This window comes from Spiribacter halobius (genome assembly GCF_020883455.1).
GTDB classification, from domain to species: Bacteria; Pseudomonadota; Gammaproteobacteria; order Nitrococcales; family Nitrococcaceae; genus Sediminicurvatus; species Sediminicurvatus halobius.
In genome coordinates this window covers 3,721,943-3,734,822 of sequence record NZ_CP086615.1, presented here as the reverse complement: position 1 = coordinate 3,734,822, position 12,880 = coordinate 3,721,943, and the positions used below count along the sequence as shown (strand labels likewise).

The following is a 12,880-nucleotide window of genomic DNA, read 5'->3' as shown; positions in this document are numbered from 1 at the left end:
GCTCTGCCCCAAGGGTCGCCTGATCCGCGCCGATTGCTCGCTCCCTCGAGGTATCCAGGCGTTACCGCGAGTTTGTCGACGCCACACGGTACGCAGCGACTTCCCCGGCCTGCATCTGCGGAACCAGCAGGACGTCGTTCGCATGCCCAATGTCGGCCACCCCTGGAGCGAGCTCGTGCACCTCGGGGGTTGTGCCGTCGAGGGGCAGCACCATGAGCGTTCCGCGCACCCAGTCGCTCGCAACGAGGTAGTCAGGGAGCATCACCAGACCGTCAATGTTGCCGCGTCCTTGCGGGAACGAAAGTGGGAGCCTCTCGCCGGTGTCGACATTGAGCGCAAGCACACCGCCTGCGACCTCGGTGGTGAAGTCCGAGCGCAGTCCCTCGCCCCAGTTGCCAACATAGAGGGTCTCCCCAGCGGCGAGTACGCCGTTCGGATGGGCCAGGGGGTCACCTGCGAGCCAGGGCTCGAGCGCATCCCCGTCGAGCTCGTAGACGGTGTGGCTCATCATGTCCGAGACGAAGATCCGCCCGTCGGCGGCCGCCGTCACGTCATTCAGAAACTGGGCCCCTGACGGCGCATAAGTGCGCTCGATGGTGCCCGTTGTCAGATCAATCACGTGCAGCTCGGTAAGGTCGCTCACGTAGAGACGATCCCCGTGGATTGCCATGCCTTTCGGCGCATCGAGCCCGGTCACCCATTGCCGCTCCAGCATGGCGCCGTCGAGGCGCAGTAGTGAGAGGAAACCCTGGCCATCCGCCTCGCCGGGGTGGCCGTCGATGTTGCTCACGATCAGGCGGTCATGCTCGGTGTCGTGGACCACGGATTCGGGCTCCGCGAAGCCCGTGGTCGTCCAGAGGTGCTCGAGCCCATCGGCATGGGCCGGCGCAGCAAGCAGGGTCAGGGTCGCGGCCGTGGCCGCGGAAACGAGGGCAGACGTCTTCATTGGCTGATCTCCTTGACCTGAGGACACGCCAACGAAGCTATGAAAGGGATACTCATGCGGCAATAAACGCGACAAAAGGATCGTTTTGCGATACGTTCTTGGCAGAGCCCGTATCGAGTGTCGAGATTGATATGCCTGCAACCGCGCTGCCCGGCGTTTTCAGCGCCCTGCGCTCAGCCCTGAAGGCGCGCCGTGTCACCTACGCGGAGCTCGCACGCCGCCTTGGCGTCTCGGAGCCGAGCATCAAGCGGCTCTTCCAGCAGCAGGATTGCAAGCTGAGCCGCCTCGCGGCGATCTGCGAGGCCATCGATCTGCCGCTGGAGACCCTGATCGAGGCGGCGGACCAGCCGGCGCGACCAAGCGAGCCGCTGCCCTTGGCGGCCGAACGCGCACTCGCTCGCAACGCGGAGCTCTTCCACTTCCTGCTTCTGCTGCTGGACCGCTTCACGCCAGGCCAGATCGGGCGGACGTTCGGGCTGAGCCAGGCAAGCGTCGATCTCTACCTGCGTGACCTGGAGCGCCTCGGCATCATCGAGCGGGATGTCGGTGAGCGCTTTCGCTTCCTCGTTCCACTGCCGGTCGCCTGGCGCTGGAGCGGGCCGCTCGGCCCTGAGCTCAAGCGCATCAACCAGGACTTCATCGGCTGGGTCGTCGACCGGCAAAGCGAGCCGGGCGTGGAATTCCTGAGCCTCACACGGCGGATGCGGCCCGAGACTGCCAGCGCGCTGCAGCTCGAGGCGAACGCCCTCTCGGAGCGCCTGCGCCAGGCCGCCCATCGCGACCAGCTCCTCTGTGATGACTCCGAGTTGAGGGCGGTGAAGCTCACCCTGGGTCTCGCACCTCTGGCGATCCAGGAGCTTCGTCTTGTTGGCGAGCACGCCGAAGCGGGCGCGCGGCGGCGCGGACGGACTCCGGGAGTGGGCTGACCCCACCGTTTTTGGTCTCCACCACCGGGGCCAGACTGGCTTGCAGTTGGCCCTCGCGGAAAATCTCTCGGTACGAACCGGGGGTCAGTCCGAAGGCGCGCCTGAACGCGTCGATAAAACTGCCCGTGTCCCTGTAGCCAAGCCTCCTTGCGGTAGCCTGAACGCTATCACCAGTTTCCATGCACGCCTTTGCGCTGCGCATGCGAAGGTGCTGACGCGCTGTGGCGACGCTCATGCCGAACTCGCGGGTGAAGACGCGATTGAGGGTGCGGGGGCTGGCGCCGACCTCGGCGGCGATTGCCTCAAGGGAGAGCTCCCGGTAAGGCCGGCTGGTGAGAAGCTGCCACGCACGCCGCGCCCTGCGGTCGGCGGGCGGCACAAAGGGGCGCTCTGCCGGTCCTCGCACGTGGAGCTCATCGTTGAGCACACGCGCCATTCGCCGGGCATGGCCCGACCGGGCGGCCTCTTCAGGCGCGCATGCGAGGCGAAAGAGCAGCTCCCTCGCAAGCCGGGTCAAAGGGGTTGCCGTGGGATAAGCAGGCTCGCGGTCGGCGCCTACATCCAGGGGCACCATGGCCAGCAGCGTGTCGGTGTCCGCTCGCAGTTCGAACCGGGTTTCAGCGGGGACCGTGATGGCCGTCCATGGAGTTGCGCTTGCCAGGCCTTGGGTGGTCAGCACATCGAACGCGTTCGCCCACGGCGCCACCACCCGAGGGCTGGGCTGGGGCGCGACCGCCACAGTGACCCCGGCCGCCAGTGCACGGATGCTGCCATTCGGCGCCGAGCCGTTCCGGCCAGTTCTCAACCGTGACGGGAGGGTGGAATCTGGCGTGGTCATCGTTGGCAAGAGCGACGTGGGTCTTCAGCCGAGATGCGCTGGCGGGGACAGTTCGCCGATGCGCTTTTCGCGGACGTCGGTTGAACGACTGCTGCCCGACGCCGCACTGACGCAGACGATGGCAGCTCCTCTAGCAGGCGCGCCAATGATGAATTCAGGCGGTATGCATGAAGATTCGTAATGCCTGGCGCCATGCCGATCTGAGCCAGGGCGCGGGCTACCGATCGCCGGTACCCGACCCCTCATCCGCCGAGGACACGGCCAGGTGATGTAGCCACGCCTGCACCCGCGCGACCGGTTCGGGGAGCACGCGGCCTCCCGCGTGGCACAGGTAGCAGCCATCCGATGGGGCCTCGGCGCCCGGAAACGCCGCCTCGAGAACCTCAGCCCGTAGATGGCCGTCCACCAGTGGCCTGCGACCCATGCCGAGGCCAAGCCCGTTCTGCACCGCCTGCAGCACATGATGGCTGTCCGCGAAGTGCAGGGCGCCTTCGAGATTCGGCGCGGGCAACGCGTTCGCCTCCGCCCAGCGCCGCCATTCGTCGTCATCGGTGTCGTTCACGATCAGGCGCTGACCCTCCAGGACGGCTTGCGGATCCGATCTCGCCTCCTCCGCGATGTCCCCTGGGCGCGCCACGGGTAGCAGGCGCTCCTGGAAGAGCAGCTCGGCGTCCACGTCAGGCCAGTGACCAGCGCCGTAGCGCATGGCGAGGTCCACCCGCTCGCCCCGCAAGTCCACCACGCGCGTGGTAGTGAGGAACTGGAGCTCGATGCCCGGGCAGGCCTCCTCGAACCCGCGCCAGTTTGGGATCAGCCACATCGCGACGACGCTCGGTAGCGTGGTCAGCGACACCCGCCGAGTGCCCGCGGGCCCGCGCAACTCTCGAGTCGCTTCCCGAATTCGCTCAATGGCTGGATCCACGGCCGCGAAGTAGCGACGCCCGGCGTCGGTGAGAGTGACGCCGCGGCTGCCGCGCTCGAACAGCCGTGTGCCGAGGTACTCCTCGAGCTGGCGCACCTGATGACTTACGGCCGACTGGGTGAGGTGCAACAGATCAGCCGCACGGCCGAAGTGGCGCGTGCGCGCGGCGGCATGAAAGGCCCTCAGCGCCGGAAAGGGCGGCAGCTGTCCGCGATGGTCTGGCGACATAGTGTCGGAGGCGTGTTTGTCATCAATTTCATTCATGGGGTGATGCAGATACGTCAGTTGGACGATCCGTAAAAGATAGCAAAATTAGTGCTGCCAGAATCGAGAAGAGGTGGCAGACATGAATCGGATCGATAATAAGGCAGCGGAGCAGCGCCCCGCACGAGAGAACCTTGGCGAGCTCTACATCCGCCAGCAGGCCTACGCCGATGCAGCCCGGCAGGCGGCATTCCTCTGGATGCTGAAATCCCTGGGCCGCCTCCTGGTCAGGATTGGCCGCTCCGTCGGCAGCGCCTCGCGCCGTTTTCAGGGTGCCGAGCCGAATCGCGAGCGTCCTTGCAACGGTTAAGCGAACTCTTCAGGGGCGATGCATGCAGGGCCCGCGCGTGCAACGACTGGCGGTCACACATCATCCGCGGTGCCAATGCGGCAACACGGGCCGCCGAAGGGGCATGCCGGCCTGTGGGTGGGGCCGCCTTCGGCCTCGTCACCTGAGGGAGCCGGGACCCAACCCAGAGAGGGCGGAATGTCGCTTACAGGGCCCCGATGGCGGTCTCGAGGGCATCCTCAAGCCGGTCGTTGCCCCAGAAGAGCTCGGGTCCGACAAAGAAGGTGGGCGCGCCGAAAACGCCGCGTGCACGGGCCTGCGCCGTTTGCTCACGAAGCGCCTCCTTGTTCTGCGGGGAGGTCGCGGCGCGAAGCGCTTCCTGCGCATCGACACCTAGCCTCTCGAGGACGGTCGCAATTACGCCCGCGGAGTCGACCGGGCGGTCATATCCGAAGTTCAGGGTCATGATTTCCCGGCAGAACGGGGCAACCCAACCGGCCTTGTCACCTGCGACAGCGACTCGTGTCGCCAGTAAGGTGTTCCGGGGGAACTCGCTGGGTCGCTTCCAGCGCAAACCGTACTTGCGGCACTGACGTGCCATGTCGCACCAGACGTATTGTCCCTTCTCCTTTTGCGCGACGAATAGCGGGGTCGTCCAGCCGAGCTCGCGGAAGATCGGCTGCAGCAGGAACGGCTTCCAGATGACGGGGACACCGTACCGTGCCGCGAGTGCTTCGATGCGCATCGCGCTCAGGTAGCTGTAGTTGCTTGCAAGATCGATCCAGAATTCGAGCGTCGGCGTGGTGCTCCCACGTGCCCGCTCCCTGTCGCTCATAGGGGCTGCCCTTCTGCGGTGGTTGTCGAGAAGCGTCTACGCGACACGGCCTGCTTACTGCCCCTTGAGCACTCCCTCAGAAGCGAAATCACGCCCCATCCTGCTCCTCGCACCAAGGCGGGCTCCGGGTCGCTAGATGGCGGCCGAGCCGCGCGTGGTTGGTCGACGCCAACGTCAGTGAACCGGTGCGCGGTCAGAGGCCACAAGTGACCTTCGCGCACATCCGGCATGACCCGTACGCATGCGGGGATGCTCGAGAGCATGCAGACCGTCGGAGGCGCGACCGGCTAGAGGTCTGCAAACGCGGCATGGAAGGCCACCGTGCCCTCGATGCCTTCGAGGTAGCCGGCGATCAGCTCAATCGCCATGAAGGCTTCGTCAGGGGCGTCGTACGGACAACGGAGTCCGAACCGGCTCGCGGGCGCAAATCCGAAGCGGGGGTAGTAATCCGCGTGGCCGAGTACAACGATCGCGCCGACGCCAATGGCGCGGCAGGCGGATAGGCCATGTTGAACGAGTGCCGTGCCGACGCCACTGCGCTGCCGTGCTGGTATGACCGCCATGGGCGCGAGGGCCACCACGCTGAGGCGCTCCTCGTCGCCTACCGTTACCGGCGAGAAGAGGATGTGGCCAGTAAGGGCCGAGTCGGCGTCTTCGGCAACGAGCGAGACAAACGGAGATGCCGCAGCTCGCAGGGCCGCCACCAGTTGGGCCTCGTCCGGGCGCCCGAAGGCTGCTTCATTGACTTGCGCAATGGCCGACTCGTCGCCTGGCCTCTCCGGGCGTACTCGTTGCACAACTTGCCTCACTGTCTGCGTTTAACGCCAAGGCGCTCTAATGAGCGGCGCCCAAGGGGTAGGGCTACCACGCTGCCCGCGGGCCTACCGGATTCATCAGCCTACTCCAGACGCGCGTGAGCACAGGAGCCTTTTTCGGCTCCAGGAACCAGCGAGTTGCGCACACGTACCCATCGCAGTCCTGTTGTGCCAACCCGAAGATCCAAGCCGATAGTATCAACGACTTATGGGTACGGCTGATGAACGTCGGGCCCCGCGCCCAGCTGAAACCGGTACCGGCGCATTATGCCGACCGCCCAAGCGGACGAAGCGACAAGCCACGCACCGAGTCTGGTGCTATTGCATGTACATATAGCTAAGTAACGATTAGTGTTCCAATATGACCGACCGAATTGAGCAGTCCAAGGCGCTGGCCAGTGATGTCAGGCAGTCCATCCTGCGCTGGCTTGCCGAGCCCGCCAGGCATTTCCCGCATCAATCGAGTGGGCCGCCGGAGGAAATCGGGGTCTGTGTGACCTTGCTGACCGAGAAGCTCGGTATGGCGCAGCCGACCGTAAGCCGGCACCTGGAGCTGCTGCGCAGGGCGGGCTTTGTACGCGCCCGGAAGGTGGGGCGCTGGTCGTATTACCAACGCGACGAGGCGGCGGTCGCCGACTACAAGGACTGGCTGAATGACACACTTTGAAGCCGCCGACCGGGAGCTACTACCGGGATTCAAACGGCAGTTCGTGCAGACGCGCGAAGGCTCGATCATGACCCTTAGGGCCGGGGAAGGTCCGGCGCTCCTGATGCTCCACGGTGACCCGCAGACGCACCTCTGCTGGCACCATCAGGCCGCACAGCTCGCCAAGCACTACACCGTTGTTCTCACTGATCTGCGAGGGCGCGGCGAATCACACAAGCCCCAGCCCGGGGCAGGGCTCGACGCTTACGCCAAGCGGGCAATGGCGGCAGAGCAGCTGGAGGTAATGCGCGCCCTTGGACACGACCGTTTCGCCGTGGTCGGTCATGACCGCGGAGCTCGTGTGGCGAGACGGTTAGCGCTCGATCATCCTCAGAACGTCACGCGGCTCGTCGAAATGGACATCGTTCCTGCAGGCGATTTTTACGACAACACGACCGCCGAAATTGCCCAGGATTATTTTTACTTCTTTTTTCTCACCCAGGATCATCCGATCCCGGAGTCACTGATCGCGGGCGATCCGCGCGCGTTCATGCGTCTTATCCTGACCGGATTGTCAAACAAGCCCGTTCCCTACCATCCGACGGCTCTGGAGACCTACCTAGCGTCGGCGTCACGTGCCGACGCCGTCGCGGCGATGTGCGAATGCTTCCGCGCCGGCTTTCACCTGGATCGGGTCCATGACGCGGAAGACCTTGCGAATGGAGATAGGATCGATTGTCCGACACTCGTCATGTGGGGCGAACATGGCGTTGTGGCACAGCACTTTGACCTGACGGCCATATGGTCGCGTTGGTGCAGCGATGTCGATTTCCTGCCCATGCCGACAGGCCATTTCATTCCGGAGGAGGCGCCCGAAGCGGTACTTTCCGCGCTGCTGGGATTTCTGGAATGAGTGCCCTGTCTCTCGACTGGCCCAATCGCACCGAGTGAGTGAAGGGGTGTAACCACCGTTGCACCTTGGGCTCAACACATGATGACGCCTCGAACTGCGTAATCTTCATGTAAAGATATCCGCGAAGACCGGCGAGTTGCGCGAGGCGTTGCAACTGGAGCGGTAGGAGCCCCAAATCATACCGATTCGTTCGCCGCGCGTCGGGAAAAGCCTCCCCTCGACGCTGTAGGTCTTCGTGGCCCCCGCTATCGGCGGACTCAGGCGCCATACGGTTCTTCCGCTGGTCGATAGCGGGAGCGCAGAGGTCGCGCCCTGTTCGCATAACGCTCGCTCGGGCGCCGTGGGCTCGCGTGCAAAAAACTCATCCGCTCGGCGAATAATCCTCAATAGTCCTGTGATGTTCCCCTTGCTAGCTTGACTAACCGCAACAGCTACGCAGCGGCCCCGCCCTATGCAGCGCCCGCTTGCGCCCCCTGTGGGCGAGGGTGCCGGTCCGATCGCCACGTACCTGGCGCCTGGTTCGGTCTTATCCCGGGGCTTACTGAACGGCCGGGCCGAGTGGGCGACGCGCGGCCCCGTATCGGAGTATCAACATGACCCTGGGCACGCTCATCGCGGTAACGGGCTTTGCGCTCGTCGCCACGATGACGCCGGGCGGCGCGACCGCCCTGGCGACGGCATCGGGCGCCAATTTCGGCCTGCGCCGTTCCGTCCCGTTCATCGTCGGGATCGCGCTCGGACTCTCGCTGCTCGGCGGCGCCGGCGCGCTTGGCCTGGCAGCGCTGGTGCTTGCCATACCAAGCCTCGAGCTGGCGCTGCGCGCACTCGGTTCTGGTTACCTACTCTGGCTTGCCTGGCGGATCGGTCGCAGTGGCTCGCCGCAGCGCGAGGCGCACGTCACCGCCCCCGTCGGCGTGTTCGGGGGCATGCTGTTGCTGTGGCTGAACCCAAAAGCGTGGGCCCTCGCCGTCGGCGCAGCCGCAACGTTCGGCGAGAAGGCGTCGAGCCCCATGGCGCTTGCCGTGGCATTCGCGATCGTATTCGGTGTCTGCGCAGCGATCTCGATGACGCTCTGGTCCGCCACGGGACTCATGCTCTCGCGAGTACTTCGCACCGATCGCCACTGGCGATGGGTGAACGCAGCGCTGGGTTTGCTGCTCGCTCTTTCGGTTCTGCCGATGTGGGTAGGCCGTTAGCTTTGCCTGGGGAAACCGCGACAACGGAGTTCTCACACGTGCCCGATGACCCAGATCAGCCCCACCCGGTTGCCGCTGCGATCGCAGTTGTCGAGAACCAGCGACATGTCCTGCTCGTGCGGCGTCGCAACCCTCCGGACGCCGGGTTGTGGGGGTTTCCGGGAGGAAAGATTGAGTTCGGTGAATCCATCCACGCCGCCGCGGCGCGAGAGCTGTACGAGGAGACAGGCTTAAGGGCCGAGCCCGCCGAGGTGGTTACGGCTGTCGACGTCATCGCCCCGCCGTGGCGTGGCCACGGCGCGATGCACTACATCCTGATTGCGGTTCGCTGCCACTGGCGCGCGGGTATCCCTTCTCCCAATGATGACGCCCTCGCCACCGGGTGGTTTACGCCTGAGATGATCGATGACATAGAGGCGGTGACCAGCTATCAAGTCGCCGAGGTTGCGCGCCTGGTGGTCGAAGGCCGGCGCAGTGGATTCGGTCCATGCTGACGCGATGGCAGCGTTCCCTGCGCCGCCGCCGTCGTCGGCTGATAGCGCGACGCCTTCGCGGCGCTGGCGATGCGCATGACGAATCCCCGAGCGAGACGCTCGCCCTCGCTGGGAGTGCTGTCTCGCCCGGTGCTGTCCCGTTCGTCGCCGCCGGTGCTCCCCGTGGCGTGGTTCTCGCTCGTTGTCCCGATACCGCGCTGCGGCCTCCGGGATCGTGACGGACGACATGTGGGCAAGCTTATGCCGGAACGTGACGAATCCCTTTATCTTTGTCTCTTGCTTGCGCTCTCACCCGCCGTGTGCCTGGGCATCGGGCGCTTCGCCTACGCACTTGTTCTGCCTGAGATGCGCGCCGATTTGGCCTGGTCTTACGGCCAGGCCGGCTGGATCAACAGTGTTAACGCTGCGGGCTACCTGGCCGGGGCCCTGCTCGCACCGCTTGTGGGGCGACGCTATGGCCTCTCCCGGGTGGTCGTCCTGGCAACTCTGATCACCGCGCTCTCGACGCTCGCGCTCGGCCTGACCCGTTCCTTCGAGTGGCTGAGCTTCTGGCGATTCGCTGCTGGTCTGTTCGGCGCATTCGGCTTCGTTCTGGGCGGGGCGCTAGCAGCCGAGCTGGCTGGGAGTGCACACCGAAACGAGAGCCTGAGACTGGGGTTTTTCTACGGCGGTGCCGGTCTGGGAATCGCGATCTCCGGCGCGCTGGCGCCAGTGATCACGGCCACCGGCGGTGGTGAGAGCTGGCCGCTCGTCTGGGTGGGTCTCGGGATTGCCGCCTTGCTGATGGCGGGGGCGATGACGCCTGTGCTCAAACACCAGCCCACGACCTCCGCCGGCGGGAGCCAGGCTACTCACGCGGCGCGGCGCATGAGCATCAGCGCCGCCATGCCCCTACTGCTGGCCTATGGGGCATTTGGGGCCGGCTACATCGGCTACATGACCTTCATGATCGCCTGGATGCGTACCACCGGTGCAGCGGCACCCATGGTGACGCTGTTCTGGTTGAGTATTGGCTGCGCCGTGCTGGCATCCCCGTGGCTGTGGGCGAGATTGCTTCGGAACGCCGCCGGCGGGCGCGCATTTGCCCTGCTGATCGCTACCTGCACGGTGGGTGGCGTGTTACCACTTCTAAGCGCTCGACCCAGCGCCTTTGTTCTGTCGGGCCTGATATTCGGCTGCGCCTTCTTCTCCGTTGTGGCATCGACCACGGCCTTTATTCGGCGAAACGTCCACCGCACGGAATGGTCTCGGGCCATTGGTACGTTCACTGTCGTGTTCGGACTGGGGCAGGTTGTCGGCCCGACACTGACAGGCGCGGTGAGTGATGCATCCGGCTCATTGACCGCCGGGCTCGGGCTGACCTGCGTTCTGCTGTTCGCCGGGTTCCTCCTCAGTGTCTTCCAAGGCGATCTCATCGAGGGCAAGGCGGACCTTGCGCGAGCGCCCGCGAACTCGGCGGGTAACGGCTCGGCGGCTGGCCGCAGCTCCTGAGCGTCCATCACGTAGCATGCCGGTGCACCAGTGGGGCGCTCTATTAGCGCCCGGATCTGGCAGCCCGTACGCTACCCCTCGTCGCCACGGCGGCAGATTCCACGCAATGCGTAAATCGGCGCCAAAAAAAGCGACACCGACCTCGTTTGCGGTCAGACACTTCAAGACGACTGATGCCTTTCTGCGGAACGTTCTCGCAGCGCTACGGATGACGAATTTTCGTGGTGCTCATGAAATATTCGAATGTAGCGCGGGAACCCGTTAACGGCTCGATTTGGTTAACCTTTGTTGGGTATAGGGAAACTGTACCCATTTGTTAGAGGCCTCCTGGACCTATTCCTGCGCGGCCAGTCCCGAGACGCTGATATCGCAGGTCGGTGGTATAGCCGGTGCGTCCGGTAAGGAGGCGTCATGGAGCATATCCAGACAACGAGCGACTACGCGGCGGACTCGAACGCGGGACCTCAGCTGATCGGCAGAATCAAGGCTGCTGTCGCGTACCCGTTTGAGATGCTGCGGCTCTACCGCGTATTTCTTCGGGGGCGGCGGGAGTTGCTGTCACTCACCGCGCGCGAGCGGTGGGACGCGGGTCTCTCACCAGAGGTGATCATTCGGCATACGTCGAGCTTCCGGCAGTGGGTCAGGGAGACTCAGCCCGACAAGGACAGGCGTTAGTCCGAGGCAGCGTGGGGGTGGCAGGGGCGCTGCGCCGTGCTCGCGTCATGGGACGGTGGATGGGTGTGGGTGCCGAGGACCGGTCGCCCACGGCCGCTCGGAGGCCGCTGACCATATCAGTGAACGCCCAAGGTGCAGCATGAGCAAGCCGTACCGCTATGAAAACGTCGCCGAGGCACTGCGTGCCGCGATCACCCGCGGCCCGCTGCGCGGTGCCCGGCGGCTTCCCGGCGTGCGCGTGACCGCGAAGCAGTTTGGTGTAAGCCGAAACACGGTGATCCACGCCTACCGTATTCTGGAACGCGAGGGCCTCATCCGGCCTCAGGCACAGCGCGGCTTTTACGTGACGCCTCGCAACGCTGCACCCGCTGTGTCGTGGGCGCCCTTACCCGAGCAGGAGGTGGTGCGCCGGGGGCGTATCTCGGCGCGGGTGGCGTCCCTTGACCTCGACCCGAGAGTCGTGTCGTTCGGCAGCGCACTGCCCGCCCCCGAATTGCTTCCCGTGGCGGCGTTTCGGCAAAGCATGCGACGGGCGACGCGCTACGCCACGCCCCGCTCGTTCGCCGTCTACTCCGAAGGCGCCGGCGCGGCCACCCTCCTGGAGGCCCTTGCGAAGCGTCACGAGAATGCCGGCGTGATGATCCCCGCAGAGGAACTCATTGTCACGAACGGCGCCATGGATGGCATCAATCTGGTGCTCGAGGTTGCGACTCGCCCCGGCGATAGCGTGATCGTGCCGACGCCGGCGTACCGCGGGTTCCTTCACCTGCTGGAACTCAAGGAGCGCCATGTCATCGAGGTGGACGGATCCACGTCGAGCATGGACTTCGGGTGCCTCGAGCGCCTGTTCGCTCGCGATACCGTCAAGGCGATGCTTGTTGGCGCCTCCCACGCCAATCCCACCGGCCTCACGGTAAGGGAGGCCGACCGGCGGAAGCTTGCCGAGCTCGCAGCGCGATACCAGGTGACGGTGATCGAGGACGACGTGCTCGGAGAGCTGCATTTCGGCGCGCAGCGCCCGCAGCCGATCAAGGCCTGGGACACCAATGGATGGGTCGTCTGGGCGAGCTCGAACGGCAAGACGCTTGGCCCCGGCAACCGCATCGGCTGGCTCGCACCGGGGCGCTGGTTCGAGAAGGTTCTCGCCATGCGGCACGCGAGCTCGCGTAACGGGCCACCAACGTTACTTCAGCTCGCTGTCGCCGACTTCCTGGACAGTGGTGAGAGCGAACGGCATCTCGCACGGTTTCGCCCGCGCCTCGCCTCCCAGATGCGAGTGCTGAGAGAGGCCGTTTTGCGCCACTTCCCAGCGGAGACAACGGTCTCGGAGCCGGAGGGTGGGCTGTCACTCTGGGTGGAGTTGCCAGCCCTGGCGGATGGCACCGCGCTTTTCCATCGCGCGGTCTCCGAGCGAATTACGCTCCTACCCGGTGAGCTTTTCTCGCCGAGCGGGGCCTTCGGTAATTGCATCCGGCTAACGGCCGGCGCGCCCTGGAGCGCGACACGGGAAGAGGCCATTCAACGGCTCGGCCGATGGGCGGCGGAGTCAACGCATGATGGGATGCGTGCTGCGCTAGCGGGCTAGACGGGAGTACCCCGCGTCTGGCTGTGCTTGGGGCGCTAGTTGGAT

At 65.2% G+C, this 12,880-nt stretch carries 14 protein-coding genes; 9 read left to right on the top strand and 5 right to left on the bottom strand.

Annotated elements, in window-relative coordinates; translation table 11 throughout:
- Positions 1–61 precede the first annotated feature (61 nt).
- Complete coding sequence (locus LMH63_RS17395; RefSeq protein ID WP_109679571.1) at positions 62–946, bottom strand: NHL repeat-containing protein; 885 nt, start codon at positions 944–946, stop codon at positions 62–64.
- 131 nt (positions 947–1,077) lie between these two features.
- On the opposite strand from LMH63_RS17395, the gene LMH63_RS17390 reads away from it, so the two are divergent.
- On the top strand, positions 1,078–1,872 hold the full coding sequence (locus LMH63_RS17390) for a helix-turn-helix domain-containing protein (RefSeq protein ID WP_109679570.1): 795 nt from the start codon (positions 1,078–1,080) through the stop codon (positions 1,870–1,872).
- Here LMH63_RS17390 and LMH63_RS19595 read toward each other — a convergent pair.
- Positions 1,769–2,308, bottom strand: a complete 540-nt coding sequence (locus tag LMH63_RS19595) for a helix-turn-helix transcriptional regulator (RefSeq protein ID WP_369406043.1) — start codon at positions 2,306–2,308, stop codon at positions 1,769–1,771. The two genes, LMH63_RS17390 and LMH63_RS19595, sit on opposite strands and share 104 nt — an antisense overlap.
- 619 nt (positions 2,309–2,927) lie before the next feature.
- Complete coding sequence (locus tag LMH63_RS17385; protein WP_109679568.1) at positions 2,928–3,896, bottom strand: LysR substrate-binding domain-containing protein; 969 nt, start codon at positions 3,894–3,896, stop codon at positions 2,928–2,930.
- Positions 3,897–3,978: 82 nt separating this feature from the next.
- On the opposite strand from LMH63_RS17385, the gene LMH63_RS17380 reads away from it, so the two are divergent.
- Positions 3,979–4,206 carry a hypothetical protein gene (locus LMH63_RS17380; protein WP_109679567.1) on the top strand — a complete coding sequence of 76 codons (228 nt, stop codon included), beginning with the start codon at positions 3,979–3,981 and terminating at the stop codon, positions 4,204–4,206.
- A gap of 184 nt (positions 4,207–4,390) precedes the next feature.
- Here LMH63_RS17380 and LMH63_RS17375 read toward each other — a convergent pair whose 3' ends face one another.
- Together LMH63_RS17375 and LMH63_RS17370 are read right to left on the bottom strand one after the other, a co-directional pair.
- A complete protein-coding gene (locus tag LMH63_RS17375) occupies positions 4,391–5,020 on the bottom strand; it encodes a 2-hydroxychromene-2-carboxylate isomerase (RefSeq protein WP_109679566.1) in 630 nt (209 codons plus the stop codon).
- A 287-nt stretch (positions 5,021–5,307) separates the two neighbouring features.
- Positions 5,308–5,817, bottom strand: coding sequence for a GNAT family N-acetyltransferase (locus LMH63_RS17370; protein ID WP_109679565.1), 510 nt, complete (start codon positions 5,815–5,817; stop codon positions 5,308–5,310).
- Between the two features lie 379 nt (positions 5,818–6,196).
- Here LMH63_RS17370 and LMH63_RS17365 point away from each other — a divergent pair, with 379 nt between their 5' ends.
- From LMH63_RS17365 to LMH63_RS17335, 7 genes are all read left to right on the top strand, one after another.
- The gene (locus LMH63_RS17365; protein WP_109679564.1) at positions 6,197–6,502 is read left to right on the top strand and encodes an ArsR/SmtB family transcription factor; all 306 of its coding nucleotides are present in this window, start codon (positions 6,197–6,199) and stop codon (positions 6,500–6,502) included.
- A complete protein-coding gene (locus LMH63_RS17360; RefSeq protein WP_109679563.1) occupies positions 6,489–7,394 on the top strand; it encodes an alpha/beta fold hydrolase in 906 nt (301 codons plus the stop codon). Before LMH63_RS17365 ends, LMH63_RS17360 begins: the two co-directional genes overlap by 14 nt.
- A 593-nt stretch (positions 7,395–7,987) precedes the next feature.
- Positions 7,988–8,590, top strand: coding sequence for a LysE family translocator (locus LMH63_RS17355; protein WP_199225721.1), 603 nt, complete (start codon positions 7,988–7,990; stop codon positions 8,588–8,590).
- A gap of 38 nt (positions 8,591–8,628) precedes the next feature.
- Positions 8,629–9,084, top strand: coding sequence for an NUDIX hydrolase (locus LMH63_RS17350; RefSeq protein WP_229332646.1), 456 nt, complete (start codon positions 8,629–8,631; stop codon positions 9,082–9,084).
- A gap of 228 nt (positions 9,085–9,312) precedes the next feature.
- Positions 9,313–10,575, top strand: a complete 1,263-nt coding sequence (locus LMH63_RS17345; protein ID WP_158280426.1) for a YbfB/YjiJ family MFS transporter — start codon at positions 9,313–9,315, stop codon at positions 10,573–10,575.
- Between the two features lie 411 nt (positions 10,576–10,986).
- Positions 10,987–11,250 (top strand): hypothetical protein, encoded by a 264-nt coding sequence (locus LMH63_RS17340; protein ID WP_109679560.1) that lies wholly within the window; start codon positions 10,987–10,989, stop codon positions 11,248–11,250.
- Between the two features lie 139 nt (positions 11,251–11,389).
- Positions 11,390–12,835 carry an aminotransferase-like domain-containing protein gene (locus LMH63_RS17335; RefSeq protein WP_109679559.1) on the top strand — a complete coding sequence of 482 codons (1,446 nt, stop codon included), beginning with the start codon at positions 11,390–11,392 and terminating at the stop codon, positions 12,833–12,835.
- The last annotated feature ends 45 nt before the right edge of the window (positions 12,836–12,880 follow it).